Source organism: Vibrio sp. TRT 29B02, assembly GCF_050113655.1.
In the GTDB taxonomy this organism is placed as follows: Bacteria; Pseudomonadota; Gammaproteobacteria; order Enterobacterales; family Vibrionaceae; genus Vibrio.
On sequence record NZ_JBNJOJ010000018.1, the window covers coordinates 43,709 to 66,262 of the forward strand.

21 protein-coding genes are annotated in these 22,554 nt (G+C 44.6%); 14 read left to right on the forward strand and 7 right to left on the reverse strand.

Annotation, left to right across the window (positions count from 1 at the left end; translation table 11 throughout):
• Positions 1–58 precede the first annotated feature (58 nt).
• Positions 59–820, forward strand: a complete 762-nt coding sequence (locus tag ACQEXT_RS12455; RefSeq protein ID WP_426952283.1) for an MlaA family lipoprotein — start codon at positions 59–61, stop codon at positions 818–820.
• Between the two features lie 71 nt (positions 821–891).
• On the opposite strand, the gene ACQEXT_RS12460 is transcribed toward ACQEXT_RS12455, so the two are convergent.
• From ACQEXT_RS12460 to ACQEXT_RS12475, 4 genes are all read right to left on the reverse strand, one after another.
• Positions 892–2,163, reverse strand: a complete 1,272-nt coding sequence (locus ACQEXT_RS12460; RefSeq protein WP_426952284.1) for an outer membrane protein transport protein — start codon at positions 2,161–2,163, stop codon at positions 892–894.
• A gap of 318 nt (positions 2,164–2,481) precedes the next feature.
• Entirely contained in the window at positions 2,482–3,801 is a 1,320-nt protein-coding gene (locus tag ACQEXT_RS12465) for an outer membrane protein transport protein (RefSeq protein ID WP_426952285.1), read from the reverse strand.
• Positions 3,802–4,066: 265 nt separating this feature from the next.
• Positions 4,067–4,795, reverse strand: a complete 729-nt coding sequence (locus ACQEXT_RS12470) for a DUF3379 domain-containing protein (protein ID WP_426952286.1) — start codon at positions 4,793–4,795, stop codon at positions 4,067–4,069.
• Complete coding sequence (locus ACQEXT_RS12475) at positions 4,788–5,363, reverse strand: sigma-70 family RNA polymerase sigma factor (protein ID WP_269377902.1); 576 nt, start codon at positions 5,361–5,363, stop codon at positions 4,788–4,790. The genes ACQEXT_RS12470 and ACQEXT_RS12475 overlap by 8 nt, the downstream gene beginning before the upstream one ends.
• A 600-nt stretch (positions 5,364–5,963) precedes the next feature.
• On the opposite strand from ACQEXT_RS12475, the gene fadI reads away from it, so the two are divergent.
• From fadI to ACQEXT_RS12490, 3 genes are all read left to right on the forward strand, one after another.
• Positions 5,964–7,271: an acetyl-CoA C-acyltransferase FadI gene (gene fadI, locus ACQEXT_RS12480; RefSeq protein WP_426952287.1), complete on the forward strand. Its 1,308-nt coding sequence runs from the start codon at positions 5,964–5,966 to the stop codon at positions 7,269–7,271.
• Entirely contained in the window at positions 7,271–9,391 is a 2,121-nt protein-coding gene (fadJ, locus tag ACQEXT_RS12485) for a fatty acid oxidation complex subunit alpha FadJ (RefSeq protein ID WP_426952288.1), read from the forward strand. Before fadI ends, fadJ begins: the two co-directional genes overlap by 1 nt.
• Before the next feature lie 101 nt (positions 9,392–9,492).
• Complete coding sequence (locus tag ACQEXT_RS12490) at positions 9,493–10,041, forward strand: NAD(P)H nitroreductase (protein ID WP_426952290.1); 549 nt, start codon at positions 9,493–9,495, stop codon at positions 10,039–10,041.
• 42 nt (positions 10,042–10,083) lie between these two features.
• On the opposite strand, the gene ACQEXT_RS12495 is transcribed toward ACQEXT_RS12490, so the two are convergent.
• The gene (locus tag ACQEXT_RS12495; RefSeq protein ID WP_426952292.1) at positions 10,084–10,959 is read right to left on the reverse strand and encodes a LysR family transcriptional regulator; all 876 of its coding nucleotides are present in this window, start codon (positions 10,957–10,959) and stop codon (positions 10,084–10,086) included.
• A 245-nt stretch (positions 10,960–11,204) separates the two neighbouring features.
• Between ACQEXT_RS12495 and ACQEXT_RS12500 the strand changes: the two genes are divergently transcribed.
• The 6 genes from ACQEXT_RS12500 (at position 11,205) to recR (ending at position 16,895) form a co-directional block, all read left to right on the forward strand.
• Positions 11,205–12,305, forward strand: coding sequence for a response regulator (locus ACQEXT_RS12500; RefSeq protein WP_426952294.1), 1,101 nt, complete (start codon positions 11,205–11,207; stop codon positions 12,303–12,305).
• A 346-nt stretch (positions 12,306–12,651) separates the two neighbouring features.
• The gene (locus tag ACQEXT_RS12505; RefSeq protein ID WP_138971003.1) at positions 12,652–13,008 is read left to right on the forward strand and encodes a YbaN family protein; all 357 of its coding nucleotides are present in this window, start codon (positions 12,652–12,654) and stop codon (positions 13,006–13,008) included.
• A 174-nt stretch (positions 13,009–13,182) separates the two neighbouring features.
• Complete coding sequence (gene apt / locus ACQEXT_RS12510; protein WP_426952296.1) at positions 13,183–13,728, forward strand: adenine phosphoribosyltransferase; 546 nt, start codon at positions 13,183–13,185, stop codon at positions 13,726–13,728.
• A 29-nt stretch (positions 13,729–13,757) separates the two neighbouring features.
• On the forward strand, positions 13,758–15,875 hold the full coding sequence (gene dnaX, locus ACQEXT_RS12515; protein WP_426952298.1) for a DNA polymerase III subunit gamma/tau: 2,118 nt from the start codon (positions 13,758–13,760) through the stop codon (positions 15,873–15,875).
• Between the two features lie 74 nt (positions 15,876–15,949).
• The gene (locus ACQEXT_RS12520; RefSeq protein WP_138971007.1) at positions 15,950–16,279 is read left to right on the forward strand and encodes a YbaB/EbfC family nucleoid-associated protein; all 330 of its coding nucleotides are present in this window, start codon (positions 15,950–15,952) and stop codon (positions 16,277–16,279) included.
• A 16-nt stretch (positions 16,280–16,295) separates the two neighbouring features.
• The gene (recR, locus tag ACQEXT_RS12525; protein WP_138971008.1) at positions 16,296–16,895 is read left to right on the forward strand and encodes a recombination mediator RecR; all 600 of its coding nucleotides are present in this window, start codon (positions 16,296–16,298) and stop codon (positions 16,893–16,895) included.
• Positions 16,896–16,951: 56 nt separating this feature from the next.
• Here recR and aqpZ read toward each other — a convergent pair whose 3' ends face one another.
• Positions 16,952–17,644, reverse strand: a complete 693-nt coding sequence (gene aqpZ, locus ACQEXT_RS12530) for an aquaporin Z (protein ID WP_426952300.1) — start codon at positions 17,642–17,644, stop codon at positions 16,952–16,954.
• Positions 17,645–17,854: 210 nt separating this feature from the next.
• Positions 17,855–18,103 (reverse strand): YkgJ family cysteine cluster protein, encoded by a 249-nt coding sequence (locus tag ACQEXT_RS12535; RefSeq protein WP_426952302.1) that lies wholly within the window; start codon positions 18,101–18,103, stop codon positions 17,855–17,857.
• A 726-nt stretch (positions 18,104–18,829) separates the two neighbouring features.
• Here ACQEXT_RS12535 and ACQEXT_RS12540 point away from each other — a divergent pair.
• From ACQEXT_RS12540 to tssE, 4 genes are all read left to right on the forward strand, one after another.
• Positions 18,830–19,837: a sel1 repeat family protein gene (locus ACQEXT_RS12540; protein WP_426952304.1), complete on the forward strand. Its 1,008-nt coding sequence runs from the start codon at positions 18,830–18,832 to the stop codon at positions 19,835–19,837.
• A 246-nt stretch (positions 19,838–20,083) separates the two neighbouring features.
• Positions 20,084–20,581, forward strand: coding sequence for a type VI secretion system contractile sheath small subunit (gene tssB / locus ACQEXT_RS12545; protein WP_138971014.1), 498 nt, complete (start codon positions 20,084–20,086; stop codon positions 20,579–20,581).
• 49 nt (positions 20,582–20,630) lie between these two features.
• Complete coding sequence (gene tssC, locus ACQEXT_RS12550) at positions 20,631–22,106, forward strand: type VI secretion system contractile sheath large subunit (protein ID WP_171052132.1); 1,476 nt, start codon at positions 20,631–20,633, stop codon at positions 22,104–22,106.
• Positions 22,107–22,111: 5 nt separating this feature from the next.
• Entirely contained in the window at positions 22,112–22,549 is a 438-nt protein-coding gene (tssE, locus tag ACQEXT_RS12555) for a type VI secretion system baseplate subunit TssE (RefSeq protein WP_426952306.1), read from the forward strand.
• The last annotated feature ends 5 nt before the right edge of the window (positions 22,550–22,554 follow it).

A 22,554-nucleotide genomic window follows, 5' to 3' on the forward strand; every position in this document is an offset into this window, starting at 1 on the left:
GGTTATTCATTGCAGTAGGCCGGTGTTTTCACCGGCCTTTTTTATGGAAATTATAATAATGAAGAGTATCAACTCGCGGTTAGGGATTTTACTATGCGCAGTGTTAGCATTGTCTGGATGTGCCAGCACGCCTCCCGATGATGAGCAAGGCTTAAGCCAGCAACAAGCCTATGATCCTATTGAAGGTTTCAACCGTTCAATGTGGACCATTAACTATGATTATCTAGACCCATATTTCGTACGACCTGTCTCTTTGGCCTACGTAAATTACGTGCCAACTCCGATTCGCAGTGGCATCCGTAACTTTTTAGGCAACCTCGATGAACCCTCTAGCATGATTAACAATCTGTTGATGGGCAATGGCAGCAAAGCGCTTGACCACTTTAACCGCTTTTGGATTAACACCACGTTTGGCTTAGCGGGTTTAATCGATATCGCATCAGAGGCGGGCATCACTGACCATAATGAAAAAGCGTTCAGTGACGCAGTGGGTCATTACGGGGTAGGGAATGGCCCTTACGTTATGGTTCCGGGTTACGGCCCATGGACTGTCCGTGAAGCGACAGATGTTGTCGATGGTATGTATGTACCGTTGTCCTTTCTTAATATCTGGGCAGGGCTAGGTAAATGGGCATTAGAAGGAATGGAGACTCGTGCAGTGCTCGTTAACCAAGAAGTGCTGCTTGACAACTCGCCTGACCCGTATGCATTGACTCGTGATGCTTATATCCAGCGTCAGAACTTCAAAGCTGAAGTCGTTACAGATGACTACGATGAGGATCAAGAAGCGTTTTTGGATGAGTATCTCGAAGAGTTCTAAAGCGCTGGATATTGTTGATAAAAAAGGGCTTGGTCATCGACCAAGCCCTTTTTACTAGATATTTCTAATGATTAGAACGTGTAGTTAGCTTGTACACCGATTAGCCATACATCGCCTGAAATCTCACCCTCAAAGTTACCACCAGTAAATGCAGCAAATTCATCTGATTTATCACGTGGTTCTTTAATTGGCGCATCTTTGGCTAGGATATAAGTAAAGCCACCGTCTAGTGAGAATTGGTCAGTGAACTGGTAGCTAGCTCCTAGACTTAACCATGTGCGGTCAGTTTCAGGAATTGTTGTGGTACGGTTTTTATCATCAACAGCTGAAGTGTCATAAGCCACACCAGTTCGTAATGCTAGCTTAGCATCGTATTGATAAGTTGCACCTACAGCAAAGCGGTAGTTGTCTTTCCAGTTTTCCGTTTTTATCGTATCTGGACCAGTCGCGAATTGCGCTTGAAGCTCCTTAAATTTGCTCCAATCTGTCCAGTTGACGCTTGCATGAATCGATACTGTATCCGTTAGTTGGTGGAAGCTTGCAACTTCTAATGTTGCGGGTAGCGGAATTGAAAGTGTTCCTGGCTTCGATGGTGTGTAAGAAACCCCAGATGCAGTACCTTCAAAGTCCATCGTTACTTCTGATTTATAAGCTACGCCTATTCGGTTGTGTTCATTGATATCCCATGCGGCACCTAGTTGGTAACCCCATGATGTATCTTCCCCTTCCATATATTTAAGGGTTGTCACTGAACCATCTACCACGCTTTTAAGACTTGCACCAAAGTGTCCTTCGCCTGTCACATAACGAACACCTGCGCCAACACTGAAGCTGTCAACAACTTGGTAGCCAAGGCTAGCAACTGCTTCTACCGTCTTAACACTGGCTTTGTCACCGAAATGAAGAGCTGTGAAGCTTGATTCTAGTTCAGTTTCCATACCGTAATTAGTGCCAAGAGCAAAGCCAATAGCTAACTTGTCGTTATATTTGTGCGAGAGGTACAGATTAGGGATAACCGCACTATGAGCAATATCTTTTGAGGAGGTTGCACCGCGGCGATCACCCGTAGCAGAATTCGTTGTTACTTCACCGCTGATGTCGATGTTTGGATCAACATAAATCGCACCAGTAGAGATCTGTGTGCCTTCAAGGTAAGTCAGCATAGCAGGGTTGCGCCATTGTGCGCTTGCATTGTCTGCCATTGCTGCTTCGCCAGCGTATGCGCGACCAAGGCCTGTCGCTGAGTATTCTGCTAACTGGAAGCCTGCTGCGTTTACTGCCGCTGATGTTGATAATAGGCTACCCGCCACTGCGATAGATAGGAGAGTCTTATTCATTTTCATTGTAATGTTCGCTGAGTTGATTTGATATCAGTCGAGCGATCATAGGGTTAGAGTTATTACTTTAAAAATTAAAAACAATGTACAGATGGATTTTAGAGTTAAATGCTAACTATAATGCGTAGGTAGATGAAAATGCTGGATGTTAAGAGTGTGTTTCCAAAACTCAGCGAACACATGTGTTGTAGACAAACGTTTTTCGGATACAGGTGTAAGCTTAAATCGGCGTGGTTAATTGATAAAGTATTGCTGGAAGGGGAGTTTAACGCAATAAAAAGGGCCAGTAATTACTGACCCTTGGTATTAGTGCGTTAGCTTAAATTAGAATCTATGTGTGTACTGAACACCGAATAGCATTGCTGTGGCTTTAGTTGTTGTATCAAGTACTAGTAGGCCGTTGCTTAGAGTATCTTGCACTTTCTTTTCTTCACCCACTAGGTAAGTAAAGCCCACATCAATCGCCTGATCTTGGTTGAAGTGGTAAGTTGCACCAGCAGAGAACCATTGGCGGTCAGAATCAGGTACTGACACTGATGTGATTTCATCTTGAACGCCTTCATCAAACATATAACCTACGCGTGCTTCCCAGTTCTCGTTGATGTAGTAAGTACCACCGATTGAGTAGTGGAAGGTATCTTTCCACTTATACTCTTTGATTTCAGTACCATCAGTAGTCACTAGGCGATCAAATGCACTCCAACCGATCCACTGAACGCTGTAGTGAACTGCGAATGGTGTTTCATTGATACGGTGGTAACCAGAGAACTCAAACATATCAGGTAGTGGGATCTTTAGATCGCCAATGCTCGAATCGCCTTGGTAAGAAACAGTACCACTTACTTCTTTTTCTGGGCTGTAATGGTAGCTCAGACCAAAGCGGTTGTTTTCATCTAGTTCGAAAACAGTACCCACGTTGAAGCCCAATGCCCAACCGTCTGCGTCAACATTAACTAGGTCATCAGTCAGTGGTAAGCTCGGAACAACTGAAGAAGTGCCTGGAGATTGACGTTTAAGTTCACCTTCGCCATAGATAATATCTAGGCCGCCACCAACGCTCCATTGCTCGTTGATACGGTACGAAGCTGCAAGTAGGAAGTTCATTGTGGATACATTCGTTACACCACCAAAGGCATCTGCGCCTGGTGTAACAACAGCACCACCAAGGTGGCTAACGTTTGAGCCAGCACCCCAGCTACTATCAAACTCATTGGTAGTACCAAAGTTAGAATACAGACCTAAGCCCAAAGCAAGTTTTTCATTTACTGGGTGAACTAAGTAAAAGTTAGGAACAACAGATGTAGCATCGTTAGTTGTGTCTTGAATGCTTGATTGAGCGTTGCTACCGCCGATTGCAGCACCGTTAGTAGTAAAAGTGGAGTCTTTTACTTCTACTTCAGAATCGATAACGTTAAAACCTACTGAAACTTCAGTACGGTCAAATAGAGACATAGCAGCAGCGTTGCGTGACATAACCGAAGCGTTATCAGCAATTACTGCGTCACCAGCAAATGCACGGCCTAGACCAGTTGCAGATTGAGAGTTAAGTTGGAAGCCTGCAGCGAGAGCGTGTTGCGAAGCTAGAGTTGCGGTTGTGATAGTCACTGCTAAAAGTGATTTTTTAAACAGACGCGTCTTGTTCATTTTTGCTTTTCCTTTTTGGTTCGTCTCTAGTGGACGATATTATTTGAGCAAAAGCTCAGTGGTGGCTGATACTAGACTCAAGTATATGATATAGAAATCCGACCATTAGGTACTTTGGCAATAAAATTGTGTAAATGATGGCTATCTGGCAGGAAAATACTGACAAATGCACCTTTTTAGAGTTAGTGCTCTACTTTTATGCTAAAAAAATGGCCTGAGCGCGTTGCTCAAGCCATGATGTAGGTCACAAAATGTTACCAGTTTGTTAATTTTGAGGTTTAATGATATTTGACAGACTTTCAGCGATCTTAGCCACGTTTTCACCCTCTTCACCGACGAGGATTAAACTGTTTTTTCCCATAGGTTCGACAACCCCAGCCATACCATCTTTTTCAAAGTTGATTGCTTTATCTGATGCGATGCCTGTTAAGAACATCGTGACTTTGCCTTTTTCACCTTGAAATACCATGTGCACTGCGTTTGATTTACCGAACCCACAGTGATTAAGGTAATAAACGTGATAAGGGAAGGTGTCAGACAGTTGATGGTCAAAAGGTATCATCTTGGCGTTGATCTGTGAGGACTCGACGCGTTCATCCAACTTAGAGACAAACGGCTTTTCATCGATCACGTGTTTAATCGCTGTATTGGCCAGACTAGCTTGCGCTGGTGTGATGATAAGATTACCCCAGTTTAGTTGTCCCACGAGCAGGCCTGCAACAAAGGCGACTGAAGCGGCCATTGCCATCGCTTTGCGAGCGAAATTCGGTCTAACAATCTTGTCTTCCAGTGCAGAGCTTTGGTTGAACAAAATTCTATCAGCCAAATCTTCAGGAACTTCAACCGCCATTGCTTTTGCAATGCGTTTATCAAGATCAAGAATCTCATCAGCAAATTGGCGGTTTTGATCGCTTGCTGAGATAGCCGCATTAATTGACTCATCTCGCTGTTTAGGGTCGGACATAATGCGTCGACGGAATTCGAGTTCATCCATTTTGCTGCCCCCTTTGTGTATTGTCTGAATCTAATAACTCTTTCAGTTGATTGCGTGCCCTAAAGAGGCGTGTCATAACGGTATTCTTATTAAGGCCAAGAATGTCACCGATTTCTTCGCCACTAAATCCGCCAACAACTTGAAGAAACAGTGGTTCGCGGTACTCTTCTTCAAGCTTCATTATCTGTGCTTGAACCCATTGAGTTTGATGATGAGGATCATCAGAGGTCTTGGCATCATTACCATGATCTTCGATATCAACCAGATCAAATTGTTTACGTTCGAAGCGGCGTGCATTCTCTCGTCTCAAAATCGTAATGAGCCAAGACTTAGCGGCTTTTTCATCTTGTAAGCTATCGAGTGACTTCCAGGCTCTTAAGCAAGTCTCCTGAACCAAATCTTCAGAAATAGTGGGATCTTTACACAGCCAATATGCGTATCGATATAAGTCACGGTGATAGGCTCTTACAAGAGCTTCATATTTTCTTTGCTTGTCCATATCCGAGTTGACCGGATCTTTGGACTTTTTCTTTCCAAAAAATTGAATAATTGACACATGTGCCTCCATTGTTGCCATGTGATTTCTTATTTTTGTTTTATCCATGCCACAATCATGTCCAATGAGCGGTTACTGGCCACTGCGTTTTTACCGTAATTGCGCATGTTTGGTGTTATTCATCGCCGGATTAGACGTGACCTCACAACTATATTGGGAGATATATAAGTCCAACGACATAGAAATCGAACTAAAATTGATCTACTTCAAAATCTAGCTAACTCTAACGGTTATAGTAACACCTGTCATCTAGTCGGTGTTTACATCGACAAGTTGAGCAAGATGACACTTCCTTTTGAAGGCTGACTTTACTTTCTCCTAATCAGGAAACTGATTATTTCAATTGGCGTAAGTTAATTGCTTTTTTATATATTCCAACCACACAGTTTTGTGTGGTTTTTTTTTGCCTAAAATCTTAGTCAGAGATGGCTGTTAGCTTTGATTTCACTTGGCCCTGACTTATCGACCTACCTATGCTGTATTAATTGTCTCATCTAAACACGGTGAATGTGGAATCTGGCTTGAGTCACGTTTATTCAAACGAGCGTTTGATTGAATTAACAATCTCGTTACAATGATTCTGGTCAGACCTCTATCTATTAAGGAGCAACAATGGGCAAGCAGGAAGTGAAAACTCGCTCAGGAGAACGCGTGGCGATTGTCGCAGGATTGCGAACGCCTTTTGCACGTCAAAGTACAGAATTTAGCCAAGTTCCAGCGGTGGACCTAGGCAAAATGGTGGTGAGCGAAATGCTGGCCCGCACTGAAATCGATCCTAAGCTGATTGAGCAAGTGGTGTTTGGCCAAGTGGTGCAAATGCCAGAAGCGCCAAATATCGCTCGTGAAATTGTATTGGGTACCGGTATGCACATCCATACCGATGCTTACAGTGTCACTCGAGCATGTGCGACAAGCTTTCAGTCTGCGGTGAATGTTGCCGAAAGCATTATGGCTGGCACAATCGATGTAGGTATTGCTGGTGGTGCCGACTCTTCATCTGTCTTGCCAATTGGTGTGTCTAAGAAGCTAGCTGCAAATCTACTTGCTCTGAGCAAAACCAAAACGCTTAGCCAGAAGCTCAATATCCTAAAAACACTTTCTCTTAAAGACTTGATGCCAGTACCGCCTGCCGTTGCTGAATATTCGACGGGTTTGTCTATGGGCCAGACTGCCGAACAAATGGCAAAATCTCATGGTATTACCCGTCAGGCACAGGATGAGCTTGCCCATCGCTCTCATACCTTAGCTGCGCAAGCTTGGAATGAAGGAAAAATTGCCGGTGAAGTGATGACCGCTTTCCCTGAACCTTATAAAAAGTGGATCGCGAAAGATAACAATATCCGTGAAGATTCTACGATTGAAGGCTACGCGAAGCTTCGTCCCGCTTTTGACCGCCAATACGGTAGTGTTACAGCGGCGAACAGTACCCCTCTGACGGACGGTGCTGCCGCCATCATGTTGATGCGTGAAGGCAAAGCGAAGGAACTTGGCTTAGACATCATGGGTTATATTCGCTCATATGCTTTCTCTGCAATTGGAGTTGAAAGCGACATGCTGATGGGGCCATCTTATGCGACGCCAATGGCACTCGATAGAGCAGGAATTCAGCTCTCTGATCTCACCCTAATTGATATGCATGAAGCATTTGCAGCTCAAGCGCTATCCAATGTGAAGATGTTTGCCAGCGATAAATTTGCTCAACAAAAGCTAGGTCGATCTAAAGCAATCGGTGAGATTGATATGGATAAGTTCAACGTACTTGGCGGTTCAATTGCTTATGGTCACCCATTTGCTGCAACAGGCGCACGTATGATTACTCAAACTTTGAGAGAACTGCAACGTCGTGGTGGAGGTCTTGCTCTTAACACCGCTTGTGCTGCAGGTGGTTTGGGCGCGGCAATGGTATTGGAGGTAGAATAATGAGTGAACAAACCGCATTTAACTTATCAATTGATGAACAAAACATTGCTTGGTTAGCTATCGACGTACCGGGCGAAAAAATGAATACACTTCAAGCGGCGTTTGCTGAAGAAATGGAGTCAATATTCACGCAGTTGGCTGAAAAACAGTCGTCACTGAAAGGTCTGATTGTTCACTCCCTCAAGCCAGACAACTTTATCGCGGGTGCCGATGTCCGCATGTTGGACGCGTGCACCAGTGCGGCCGAGGCGCAAGCGTTGGCTGAAAAAGGTCAGCAAATGTTTCAGCAGCTCGCAGATCTACCTTATCCGGTAGTGGCGGCGATTCATGGCCCGTGTTTGGGGGGGGGTTTGGAACTTGCGTTGGCGTGTGATTATCGCGTCTGTACCGATTCTGATAAAACGCGCCTTGGTCTACCCGAAGTACAACTTGGCTTGCTACCAGGTTCTGGTGGTACTCAGCGTTTACCTCGCCTGATTGGTTTGCTGCCTTCATTAGACTTGATCTTAACGGGTAAGCAGTTAAGAGCGAAAAAGGCGAAGAAGCTAGGTGTCGCTGATGCCGTTGTGCCGAAGACGGTTCTGTTAGACGTTGCAAAAAGCTTTGTTGAGAAACATACAGGCAAAAGCAAGACAAAACGTAAAGCGTCGACCAAAGAGAAGTTGATGGCAAATACGGGTCTTGGCCGTAAAGTGATCTTTGAGCAGGCAGCAAAGAAAACACGCGCGAAGACTCGTGGCAACTACCCAGCTGCTGACGCCATCCTAGAAGTCATTCGTTTTGGCCTAGAAAATGGCTTTGAGAAAGGTCAGAAGAAAGAAGCTGAGCGTTTTGGTGAACTGGTTATGACTCCAGAGTCAAAAGCACTGCGCTCAATATTCTTTGCCACAACAGAGATGAAAAAAGAGCACGGTAGTGACGCTGAACCGAAAAAACTACAACGTGCGGCGGTACTCGGTGGTGGCTTAATGGGGGCTGGTATTAGCCATGTAAGCGTAGCCAAAGCAAAAGTACCGGTACGTATTAAAGATGTGTCTAACGACGGTGTATTGAACGCGCTAAAATACAACTACAACTTGTTTGAAAAGCAGAGAAAACGCAAGATTTTGTCGAAAGCTCAGCTTCAGGACAAGATGCTACAGTTGTCTGGTGGTACAGATTTCACCACATTCAACCATACTGACATTGTTATTGAAGCAGTATTCGAAGATTTGCAACTTAAGCAGCAGATGGTTGCTGATGTTGAAGAGAACGCGAAAGATAGCACCATTTTCGCCACTAATACTTCTTCGTTGCCGATCCATCAAATTGCTGAGAAGGCGGCGCGACCTGAAAATGTTGTTGGTCTCCACTACTTTAGCCCAGTAGAGAAGATGCCTTTGGTAGAGGTTATCCCTCATCAAGGGACGTCGGATGAAACCATCTCCAGCGTGGTTGAGTTCGCTCGTAAGCAAGGTAAAACGCCGATCGTTGTTAAGGACTGCGCAGGGTTCTATGTAAACCGCATTCTCGCTCCTTACATGAACGAAGCTGCACAAGTTCTAATGGCTGGTGAGCCTATTGAACAGCTTGATACAGCACTGCTTAATTTCGGCTTCCCAGTTGGTCCAATCACACTTCTTGACGAAGTTGGTGTCGATATTGGCGCTAAAATCATGCCTATATTGGTCAAAGAGCTGGGTGAACGCTTCCAAGGGCCTGATGTGTTTGACAAGCTACTGAATGATGGCCGTAAAGGACGTAAGAGTGGTAAAGGCTTCTACACCTATAAAGGTAAGAAGAAAGACGTCGATAAATCGGTGTATAAATTGCTCGCACTCAAGCCAGAATCCAAACTGGCTGAAAGAGAGATAGCTCTACGCTGCGTGTTACCAATGCTCAATGAAGCGGTGCGCTGTCTTGATGAAGGCATCATCCGTAGTCCAAGAGATGGCGATATCGGCGCGATCTTCGGCATTGGTTTCCCTCCATTCTTAGGTGGTCCATTCCGTTACATGGATCAAGTCGGCATTAAGAAGCTGGTTGAAATTATGAACGAACACGCGCAGAAATACGGCGACCGTTTTGCACCGTGTGATGGGCTGCTCACACGAGCGGGTCTTGACCAAGCATTCTACTGATTATCAAGAAATTTACGCTAGGCGAACCGAGAGGTTCGCCTTTTTTATTTGTGAGAGTTATTATCAAGAAGAAAAAACAAAAACGCTAAAAAGGATGTCAAATGGATGCTCTAGATTTACTGCTCAACCGTCGCTCAATTGCCAAGTTGTCAGAGCCCGCTCCAGAAGGTAAAGCACTAGAAAACATTATTCGCGCTGGTTTACGTGCCCCTGATCATGCAGGGTTGACACCATGGCGCTTTATTATTGCCCAAGGTGAAGGGCTTGGAAAGCTGTCCGAAATTCTGCTCAAAGCGGCGCAAGCAGAGCAAAGCGATCAAGCGGTGATCGACAAAGTAAAGAACGCACCTTTTCGCGCACCTATGGTGATCACTGTTATTGCGAAAGTAACAGAGCATGACAAAGTCCCAGCTTTTGAACAGCATCTATCAGCGGGTTGTGCAGTACAGGCGATGCAAATGGCGGCAGTCGCGCAAGGTTTCCAAGGTTTCTGGCGCTCTGGCGAATGGATGTTCCACCAAGAGGTGCGTAATGCGTTTGCTGTTGAGGGTGAAGATCAAATAGTCGGATTCCTTTATCTAGGAACCGCAGGCTGTACACCAATGAAGGTGCCTGACAGAGATTTGAGTAAGTTTGTTGAATACCTTTAACCGATAAAGAGAGAGCTTGGTTTATGCCAAGCTCTTTTCTTTTTAATGGATGTTGTAAGCAATAACAAAATCGATAAACAGACGTACTTTCTCAGGGAGGTGATCTTTGTGGTTGTACAACATATAGATGTCACGAGGGTTCGCACTCCAATCTTGAAGCACACGAACCAAGCTCCCATCTTCAATATATTCACGCAGCATAACATCTGGCATCAGAGTGATGCCTAAGCCTTCCGAACAAGCACTTCTAACCACGTTCAGCGTGTTCGCTTGAAAACGTCCTTTATCGTTATTGATGACGGTTTCGCCACTGTTATTCGACAATTGCCATTTGAGCAGTGGTGACCCTTTTAGAAGCGAGTGCTGATGCAGTTCCTCCGCATGCTTCGGCGCAGGATGGGCTTTGAGATATTTGGGGCTCGCCACCAAAATATCCGCCACTGAGCTGATTTTACGCGCGATAAGGCTTGAGTCACGTTGAGGGCCGACTCGGAAAATAACGTCCCACTCGGTTGGGTCAAGTTGCTCTGAGTGATTGCTGGTGGTGAGCTCGATGTTAATGTCCGGGTACTGGCACATAAACGCGTTAAACATCGGCATCATCATTCGTTTGGTCAAGTTCGACGGTGCAGTGATGCGAATTTTACCCGCGGCACCGCGGCACTCATCGGTGATTTCTTCCGCAGCGAGTGTTAGACGGTTGAGTAGAGGTGAACACTCTGCATAAAAACGTTCGCCAGCTTCTGTTAACGAGAGTTTACGCGCGTGGCGGTTAAGCAAACGAAGGTTTAAAGATTCTTCTAATGCCTGAATACGTCGCGTAATTGTTGCAACAGGAATCATTGTTTTACGCGAAGTTGCTGTATAGCTCCCATTTTCGACTACTAGTCTAAACAGGTTTAGGTCATCTAATTTCATTGTACCAGACACATATTTTTACGAATTCGATTAATTTATATCTATATCAAATGCTAAAGCTTGAGTCATATCAACAACTACAGCGAAATTTGATATCCCATACATATAGTATGCAACTCAGGTCAAAAGTGGAAGATTTGTATAAACAGCCTTTCGCGACTACTTTTTAAAGAGTGTTTGAAACAACTGACAACAATAAAAATAACGAAACGTTGTACCCCATGCAGTTTGTGAGGCGAAGGTTTATGCATAAGACAATCGAAGTTGGGACCAATGCGACAGTACCAGTCTCTGGTGGACAAAAAGTGATTATGCTGGTGGATGACGACCCGATTTTTCGTCGCATCACCTCAGGTTTTTTGCTTGCCCAAGGATACAAGGTCATTGAAGCAGAAGATGGTCTAGATGGCTTACAAAAATTACGTACTGGTGAACCAGATTTAATACTCTGCGACCTCTCTATGCCGATTCTTGACGGAATAGAGTTCGTTGAAGAGGTGAGTTTGGAATATCCATCACTCCCTTTAATCGTCGTTTCTGCAACGGATGAGATATCGGATGTGGCCAAAGCGCTCCGGTTTGGCATCAAAGATTTCCTCGCCAAGCCGATCAGTAATCACGCCCACCTTGCTTGTGCGATCGAGAACACGCTAGATGACTCAGACAACCATTTGAGTGACCAACGGGATTTTTCAAGCCAGTGGTTCAGAGTGGATAGTGGTGATATGCCGGAAGAACAAGAGTTACACTGGCATTTAGAGTATTTGGAAGACAACCCAAGTGCTGCGAAAGACCTGCTTCATGCGCTGTTGCCGGATAAAGATACTTCCCAAGGTGATTGGAAATGCAGCTACCGACTGCTTCAGTCCACAGATGTGATGCCGCTGGTTTTTGACTATGCGTGGTTGATGAACGGTCAGTTCGCCTTTTATATAGTGGATTCTGACAGCGAAGGTCAGCATGGTGCGGCAACCACCCTGATGATCAGAGCTCTTTTCCACGATTATCTACGTAACTTGAAGTGCTTTAATGCTGACTTGAAGGATATCGCATCTCTATTGGAGAAGGGCATTAAATGTACGGGATGCAGCACGCCAGTTCGGGCGCTATTTGGTATCGCTGACTTATCTGAAGGGGCACTCTCTTTGCTGCCTGCGGGGTTAGATGCCCAATGGTCAAATGGATATTTCAATCAGCATATTGCGGCCGGAGCTTTGTTAGGGCAGAACTGTGGTAAGAATTTTATCACTTCAGATTTACCCATTCAGTCTGCCTGTCAGTTGACGTTAAATTGCCTCGGTTCAAGCAGTTTTAGTCTCGATATTTATCAAGGAGCGAAAGCGTAGCGCAGAGCATCACAGTTTCCAAAAACCCTAATCTTAGTCAGTGTTTGTCACCGTCTGATTAGGGTATAGTCCGCCATAAACAAAAATAGCCTATTTCATTAACATTCAGTTAATGGTTTGGGCAATAAGTCGTCACCTACAATTTGAGAAGTGAGCTCATGGCAGACAAAGATTTTAAAGAACCATATAATATTTTTTACTTTCTAGGATTTATAGCAGTACTACTTATCCCGACGCTTCCAGCGACTCTTACCTGGATTCGCGTGTTAAATGGATACGCGGGCTTCTAAACCAGACTTCGGAGCATGCCATCAATATTCGTAAACTCTTTCTCAAATTTGTTGGTATGCTCAGCCTAGTTTTAGGCATCATCGGTATATTCCTTCCTCTATTACCTACCACCCCTTTTATTCTGCTGGCTAGTGCGTGTTTTATGCGCAGCAGTCCGCGTTTCCACTATTGGCTAAGGCACCATAAAACGTTTGGGCCGATGCTAACTAACTGGCACAAAAATCGCGCTGTTACCGCGAAAGTTAAAAAGCGTGGAGCGGTATGCATCTTGCTGAGTTTTGCGTTTTCAATCTGGGTAGTACCGCATTTCTGGTTAAAGATTATGCTAGTTTTGATGCTGATAGTTTTGCTGAGTTGGTTTATTCGTTTGCCTGTGATGGAGCACCTTGCCGACAGCGAAGAAAATCACTAAGATTGCTAGGAAGTGTGCCCGCTTTTAGAGTGGGCGTTTGTTTTTTAGGCACAATAAACTTGGTGACTGTTTCGGTTATAGCCTTAGTTTAGATTGTGCTGAGAACCATGCTAATCGTTGGTTATCGTTACCTGTAACTTGGTCAACCAACCTAGCCAATCTAAGTAAAGAGTTATGACAACTGAAACAATTGCGCAGATCAAATCTAGCATCAAGAGCATTGCTGACTACCCAAAACCAGGCATTCTTTTCCGTGATGTAACCAGTCTTATGGAAGACGCAAGTGCTTACCAAGCGACGATTCAACTACTGGTTGAAAAGTACAAAGATATGGGTTTTACCAAAATCGTTGGTACAGAAGCACGCGGTTTTCTATTTGGAGCGCCTTTAGCTCTTGAGCTTGGTGTCGGTTTTGTACCAGTGCGTAAGCCAGGTAAACTGCCTCGTGCGACCGTTGCTCAATCATACGAGCTTGAATACGGTACAGATACCCTAGAAATTCATACTGATGCAATCAAACAAGGTGACAAGGTACTGGTTGTTGATGACCTTTTGGCAACTGGCGGCACTATCGAAGCGACAACGAAGCTAATCCGTCAACTCGGCGGTGTTGTTGAGCACGCTGCATTTGTGATTAACCTTCCTGAAATCGGTGGTGACAAACGTCTTGAAGGCCTTGGCCTTAACGTTTACAGCATTTGTGAGTTTGAAGGACATTAATCGGGTAGGTTATTAGTGAGTATAGTTTCATGAGTTATCTTGCCTTAGCGCGAAAGTGGCGACCAACTAAGTTTAATGAAGTGGTTGGTCAGGCCCACGTTTTAACTGCATTAGAGAATGCTTTAGCACAGAATCGTCTCCACCACGCTTATCTATTTAGTGGAACGCGAGGCGTCGGTAAAACGACGATTGGACGTCTGTTTGCTAAAGGTCTGAACTGCGAAACAGGCATTACAGCCACACCTTGTGGGGTTTGTGATACTTGTAGAGAGATCGATGAAGGACGATTTGTTGATCTGCTCGAAATCGATGCGGCGTCTCGTACTAAGGTTGAAGATACTCGTGAACTCCTCGACAACGTGCAATACAAACCTGCACGCGGTCGTTTTAAAGTCTACCTCATCGATGAAGTACACATGCTGTCTCGCCACAGTTTCAATGCCTTATTGAAAACACTGGAAGAGCCGCCTGAGTATGTGAAGTTCTTGTTAGCGACCACTGATCCACAGAAGCTGCCGGTAACGATTTTATCGCGCTGTCTCCAGTTTCATTTGAAGCCGATCAGCGTCGACAACATTCATCAACAGCTCGATCATATCCTACAGCAAGAAAAAGTTGTTTCAGAGGCACGAGCCTTGGGAATGATCTCCCATGCTGCTGATGGCAGTATGCGTGATGCGTTGAGTTTGACTGACCAAGCTATCGCACTCGGCAATGGACAAGTCTTGACTGACAGCGTCGCGCACATGCTGGGTACGCTAGATACAGATCAAGCCTTACACCTGCTCGAAGCGATTAGCTCCAAACAGCCTCAGGTCGTGATGGATTGTGTTACAGCACTTGCACAAAATGGTGTTGAGTGGGATGGTTTGCTACAGCAATTAGCTGCGCAACTGCATCGTTTAGCCATGTACCAAGCGTTACCTGCCACCTTAGACCAATCTCAGCCTGATGCAGAGAAAGTGGCGCTATTGAGCCGTCAGCTGTCGCCACAAGATGTTCAACTTTATTACCAAATTGCGCTTAAAGGGAGACAAGACCTTCCTTTAGCACCGTCGGAGAGAACTGGCTTAGAGATGATTCTTTTGCGTATGATGGCGTTTAGACCTGCATCGCAAACACAAGCAAACTCTATTTCTGTTGCTGTAGAACCCCAAGTGCAGATGACGACGCCTACGCAAAGTCATGCCTCATCTCGCTCTGCCACATCCTCAATGCAGCCGACCAATCAAACTGCTGAGCCTGTCCTTCAGGCGAGCCCTAGTCAACCAGAGATGCCACCAGTGGCACACTATGATGCTCCTCCGGCTGCCGATTACATGCCTGAGCCGCCGAACTATGATGAAGTACAGCAGTATTACGAACAACAAGGCAATCAGCCCAGTTCTGCCGCACCGATTGAACAGCCTTCTCAGCCACAACAAACAAGTGCACCTTCTCGAGTCGCTGGATTGAGGCATCAACTCCGCTCTCAACGCAATGGGGTGAATTCAGGGCAAGGGAATACGCCAAAAAAGGCTAATGCGACATCTGCAAAACCAGAATCTGTTCTAGAACGTGTAGCAAAAAAACACGCAGGAACCGAGCAGGTGTCGCCATTGTCTAACCCGAATGTCAATGCAACACCTGAGGCAGACGATGAACCGTATCGCTGGAAACCGTCGCTGCCACAGATAAACACGGTTAAAACTGAGCTGACGCCAACCTTACTAAAGCAAGCGTTAGAGCATGAAAAAACACCAGAAATGGTGGAGAAGCTGGTACAAGAAAGTCTAGAACAGAGCGAGTGGGCCAAGTTAATCAGCCAACTGTCGACGGCCAAGCTGACTGAGCAGTTGGCGTTAAACTCACATTTCCAGAAGAGTGACGCGTCCATTTCCTTAGTGTTGAGAGCATCGCAAGCGCATCTAAATACAGATCGAGCACAAAGTGAGTTGCTTGGGGAATTAAACCGGGTTCTTAACCAAGAGTGTCACTTGAGTGTTGAGATTGGTGAAAGTGGCGAGACGCCTCTAGAGTTAAGAGATAAGTTGTATCAAGGGCGTTTACAGCGCGCTTTTGACAGTCTGGAAAGTGATCCGAATATCCAGTTCATCCAAAAAAGGTTTGCAGCTGAACTCGACAGTGAAAGCGTCAGACCGATTTGATTTTACGGGGTTGAATCGTAATGAGCCAGCCCCCATCTAATAACGAAACAAGCTAAATAACCAGAGAGATTAACATGTTTGGTAAAGGCGGTATGGGCAATCTAATGAAGCAAGCCCAGCAAATGCAAGATCGCATGCAAAAGCTTCAAGAAGAAATCGCAAATATGGAAGTAACAGGTGAGTCTGGCGCTGGCCTTGTGAAAGTGACCATTACTGGTAGCCACAGTGTACGTCGCGTTGAAATCGACGACAGCTTGATGGAAGACGATAAAGAGATGCTTGAAGACCTTATCGCCGCCGCTTTTAACGACGCTGCACGTCGTGTTGAAGAAACTCAAAAAGAGAAAATGGCAAGTATTACCGGTGGCATGCAACTTCCACCTGGTATGAAAATGCCTTTCTAATCAACAAGGTTAGATAATGCGCACCAGTCATATGCTGGAGCAATTGATGGAGGCCTTACGTTGTCTGCCTGGGGTTGGCCCTAAGTCGGCACAGCGTATGGCCTTTCATTTGTTACAGCGAGATAGAAAGGGCGGCTTACAATTAGCCGATGCACTGAGTCAGGCAATGACCGAAATTGGGCATTGTAATGAGTGTAGAACCTTCACGGAAGAAGACGTTTGCCACATCTGTACCAATCCTAAACGTCAGGAAAATGGTCAACTTTGTGTGGTAGAAAGTCCGGCAGATATAGCTGCGGTAGAAGCAACAGGTCAGTACTCAGGTCGATACTTCGTATTGATGGGGCACTTGTCGCCTCTAGACGGTATTGGACCGAGTGATATCGGCCTTGATGTTCTGGACTATCGACTACGTCGAGGGGACATTTCGGAAGTTATCTTAGCCACAAACCCGACGGTTGAAGGTGAAGCGACGGCTCACTATATCGCGGAATTGTGTAAAGAAAGCAACGTGTTAGCAAGCCGTATTGCTCACGGAGTTCCTGTTGGTGGTGAGTTAGAGCTCGTTGATGGTACGACACTTTCTCATTCGCTACTTGGCCGACATAAGCTGTAATCGTTCCAAATAAAAGCAAAGCCGCGATATCTATCGCGGCTTTTTTATAACGTCTGTTACTCTTGAGAACCTGCAAACGAACGGTAGGCGAAAGCGCCAAGAGCGGCACCGACGATAGGTGCTAACCAGAACAACCACAGCTGAGCGGTAGCCCAGTCACCGACGAAAACAGCAACAGCTGTACTACGAGCAGGGTTTACTGACGTGTTAGTAACAGGGATGCTGATCAAATGAATCAGTGTCAAACCCAATCCGATCGCAATCGGAGCAAAACCTTGAGGAGCACGTTTGTCTGTCGCACCCATGATGATAATGAGGAACATCATCGTCATCACGACTTCGGTGAGCAGTGCAGCTGTCAATGAGTATTGACCTGGAGAATGTTCGCCGTAGCCATTGGCCGCAAAACCTGACGCCGCGACGTCAAAACCAGACTGTCCTGTCGCAATAAAGTAAAGAACCGTTGCTGCGATAAGTCCGCCAATCACTTGAGCCACGATGTATGGAAGAACGTCTCGACCTTCAAATCGACCACCTGCCCACAAGCCGATAGTTACCGCTGGATTTAAGTGACAGCCAGAAATATGGCCGATAGCGAATGCCATGGTTAATACAGTTAAACCAAACGCAAGAGATACGCCAAGTAGTCCGATGCCAACATCAGGGAAGCCTGCTGCCAACACTGCGCTGCCACAGCCGCCAAGCACTAGCCAAAAAGTGCCAAAAGATTCTGCAAAGTATTTATTCATTAGGTTATTCCTAAAGTTTGATTGGAAACACATGTAGAACATAGGCAACAAATGTCATGATTGTGTGAGCCAAACAGCGAACGAAAGGAATAGTTTTATGATTCTAAAAACTGAAACGAAAATTTGTAGGAAAGTGAGATAAATACTCACTATTTGGACTAGCGAGAAGGTACGGTTGACGATTTTAAATCGATATTCTAGAGACTCGATCTATGTTAATGCTTCGAGTTCAGTAATATTGCTTATCGCTTCGGCGTTCGTCGAACCACAAACGACCGGGCAAGGCTTAAAGTCGTGACAAACCTTAGGACGTTCTTTCTGACCAAATAACCGACATAGATTGTCGTCATTGAGTTGAATACAGCGAACCCCTGCGGGCTTACCATTTGGCATACCTGGTATTGGCGACGAAATACTCGGAGCGATACAACATGCTCCACAACCTAAGCGACATTCCATAACTGATTATCCTTAACGTAATTTAGCAGCATGTTAGCAAAAAATGTGACTTTTATCACTAATGTCTTTGAATACAGTCTCTACCTGATAAGCAAAATCTATCGCATAGGAAAATTTTTTTTAGTGAATTGGATGATGAAAATGGAATAAATACTCTAGGAAATATGCCGATCTGAGTGGATTTTCGTGGTTCACAGCTATTTATCTTTTTGTAATTTATCATCTGGTTTTTATGGAATTAGAGTCACCATAATGCAAATTAAGTTTGAACCAATACATCAAGTATAAAAGATTTTAATAATAGTGATATTAATAATACATATTGTATTTATGATGCCATTTATTTGGAACTATAAACCGTATAAATAAAGGAATGCTATTTTATTAGCCAATTTATTGTTAATGAGCTAATTGTTGATTAAGTGGTGAGCAAGAAATTGCTTGATCTACGGGCTGTCATTTGCCTAGAATTAGCGAATGATTAATTCGGTATTTATTTTGATATTTGATGTCCAGATATTCCCTTATATTGAGCAAGTGTATTCTTAATTAATTTTTTGAAATATGATGATTAAATAGAGTTATTTCCGGCCTTTATAAACCGAGGGTGACGGAATGTAACTCATGCCTTAAATAGCAGGTTCTGGTACGGTAAAATATTATAATAACCTGCGGCGAGAGTAGGGAAACTGATCGGTTATGATGTCGAGTCACAGGGTGGTAGTCGTGCCCAAGTTCACCAAACTGCTGTCCATTATTCTAGCCACTGTTACGTATAGTTTCAGTGCGTTGGCTATTGAAAATTATGATGTCGAGAAAATGTCGGCGGCAGAGGCTTATGAGTATGGCAAGCTGCTTCGAGCGCAGTTTCGCAACACAGAAGCGAGAGCTTATCTCAAGTATTCAGCAGATAATGATCATCCTGATGGCGCCTATGCGTACGCGATGGAGATGATGGGTTTCCAAGACAGTGTAAGAGCTACGGGCTATGCAAGAGATTACTTGATAAAAGCTGCGCAAGCTGGGAGCAAACCCGCTCTTAAGTACCTGTATCGTTATGGGGACTGGTTAAGCGCTGCAAAGCGCGATAAATATAAGACTCAGTACTATAACAGCCTGATTGAGATGGGGGCTAAGTCACCGGGTCTCGCCTATTTATATTTATCAGACTATTTTCACGCTTCAGACATCGACCTATCTGAGTATTACTTAGATAAGGCTATGGCGTTCGAAATACCTAACGCTTACATGACCAGTGCGCAAAGGCTGGAGAATGGAGAAGGTGATTACTTCTTCGCAAGTGAACGATTCGAAAAGTCGCGCAGCCTATACTTAAACGCAGCGACTGCGGGGTATATTCCTGCGATCAAGCGGTATGTCGCTATCTTGGAGTCGAATGGCAAGTTTCAGGAAGCTCTTGAGTGGAGAGAGGCTGGTCTGACGCGGGGAGACATTACCTCTTTGGTTACGTTAGGCAATATCTATAGTGGCAACAGTCTCCGGTACAGCTTTGTCACGAACGATTTGGTAAAGGCAAAGGCATACTATGAACTCTATTTAGAAAATGCCGGACAAGACAGATTTAGTAGTATATATCGGCAGGTTGAGGCTAATTATCAAGAAACCTTAGATCGAATCACAGACGTTCAGATTCCTCACTCCGAAGCATTTAAAAACGAACTGTCTGAAATAAACTATTTTTACCACTATGACTATCTTTGGAATACTTATTAATAAATCATTTATCGCAGACGGTGTTCGGTAATTTAGTGTGCGATAGTTGTTTGATGGATTGTGATCTTAATATAAAAGATAGCGATCACTAAATTAGTGAACTGTTAAATTAGATGTTTATAAATCTGTAATTATTATCTGATAGTAGAATTATTCAGCCTGTGTTCTTTGCGAGCAATCGGCTGATTACTTTATTGTCAATATAAATGCCATTCCTTTTAAATTTAATATCGGAGAACTTTGATTATGTCTAAGGAAGGAAGCGTAGCTCCTAAAGAGCGGATTAATATTAAATATATTCCGGCTACAGGAGACGCTCAAGCTGAAGTTGAACTTCCACTCAAAACATTGGTTGTTGGGGACTTTAAGGGCCACACCGAAGATACCCCTGTTGAAGAGCGCAGTACCGTTTCAGTGGATAAGAACAATTTTGAATCTGTGATGCGTGAAAGTGAGTTGCGTCTGACGACTTCAGTGAAAAGCAAGCTTACTGAAGATGAAAATGCAGAGCTGCCTATTGAATTGAATTTTAAATCATTGGCTGATTTTGCGCCGGACTCCATTGCTGGTCAGGTTCCTGAGCTTAAGAAGCTTATCGAACTTCGTGAAGCATTGGTTGCGTTAAAAGGTCCACTAGGCAACATTCCAGCTTTCCGAGACCGCTTACAAGAGTTGCTGCATTCACAAGACTCGCGTGACAAGCTTCTCGAAGAGCTAAACCTTGTCAGTGAAGACGCTAAATAGAACAAAATACTGACCAATAACATTCGTCATTTAATGGATTAGGAAAAACCTGATGTCTACAGAAACGGTACTTGAAAGACCCCAGCTGGCTGAAGGCGGCTTACTGGATGAAATCATGGCGCAGACTAAGATCGCGCCAACTGAAGAAGGCTACGATATTGCCAAAAAAGGCGTTGCGGCGTTCATCGAAAACTTAATTGGTTCTGAACAAGCGGAAGAAGCGGTCAATAAGTCTCTTGTTGATCAAATGCTGGTTGAGTTAGATAAAAAAATTAGCGCGCAGATGGATGAAATCTTGCACGACAGCCAGTTTCAACAAATGGAGTCTGCTTGGCGTGGTTTGAAACTGCTCGTTGATCGCACTGATTTTGGTGAAAACAACAAGATTGACCTGCTGCATGTGACCAAAGAAGAGTTACTTGAAGATTTTGAGTTTGCACCAGAAACGACACAATCAGGTCTATACAAGCATGTCTATTCTTCAGGCTATGGTCAATTTGGTGGCGAACCAACGGGCGCAATTTTGGGTAACTTTACTTTTACGCCTTCTACACCGGATATGAAGCTGCTTCAATATATGGGTGCACTTGGTGCTATGGCTCATGCTCCATTTATTTCAAGTGTCGGTCCTGAGTTCTTTGGTATCGACTCGTTTGAAGAGCTTCCAAACATTAAAGACGTTAAATCGATCTTTGAGAGCCCTAAATACACCAAATGGCGCTCACTACGTGAGTCTGAAGATGCACGTTACCTCGGTCTAACTGCCCCTCGTTTTCTTCTGCGTGTTCCTTATGACCCAGCAGAAAATCCAATCAAATCATTTAACTACACAGAAAGTGTTACAGAATCTCATGAGCACTATCTGTGGGGTAATACGGCTTTCGCCTTTGCAACACGTCTTACAGACAGCTTCGCTAAATACCGTTGGTGTCCAAACATTATTGGTCCGAAAAGTGGTGGTGCCGTTGAAGATTTGCCAGTACACCTATTTGAGTCTATGGGTGCGTTGCAAGCGAAGATTCCAACGGAAGTATTAATTACTGACCGCAAAGAATTTGAGTTAGCCGAAGAAGGCTTCATTGCACTGACAATGCGCAAAGGTAGCGACAACGCTGCGTTCTTCTCTGCAAACTCTATTCAGAAGCCAAAAATCTTTCCCAATACTAAGGAAGGAAAAGAAGCGGAAACCAACTACAAACTGGGTACGCAGTTACCTTACATGATGATCGTCAACCGTTTAGCCCACTACATCAAGGTTTTGCAGCGTGAGCAAATTGGTTCATGGAAAGAGCGTCAAGATTTAGAGCGTGAGCTAAATACGTGGCTTAAGCAGTACGTTGCTGATCAGGAGAACCCGCCGGCAGACGTACGCAGTCGTCGCCCACTTCGCGCCGCGAAGATTGAAGTTGCTGACGTAGAGGGTAATCCAGGTTGGTACCAGGTTTCTCTGTCTGTCCGTCCTCACTTTAAATACATGGGTGCGAACTTCGAACTGTCCTTGGTTGGTCGTTTAGATCAGGCGTAATAAATATGGCGTACTTTGCACCGGAAGAAAGTACGTTTGGTGTTGGCTTCTTCGAACGTTTAGAAGCCAACTCTAATAACGTCTCTTTAACTCAAGGACCTGATGCCAGCGATGTGCTCAAGTCAATCAAGCTGAATGTTTCGAGAATTTTAAACACACGTGTTGGTGGTGCTCAAAGCTCACGAGAGTTAGGCCTAATCGACTTTAATGATGCGACGCTAGATACGCTTGATTTGTCTCTTAAAATCACCTTCGCTATTCAGGATTGTCTGAATAACTTTGAGCCTAGGCTACAGAAGGTCGAAGTTGTGCCTGAAACCGATAGCTACAGTCCCCTGTCGTTGAAATTCAAAATTACAGCGGAAATCAACAGTGAAGCAATACATGATCGCGTTCAGTTCAGTTTGCTGCTCGACCAAAACAGAAAATATCGAGTGATTTAGGGATT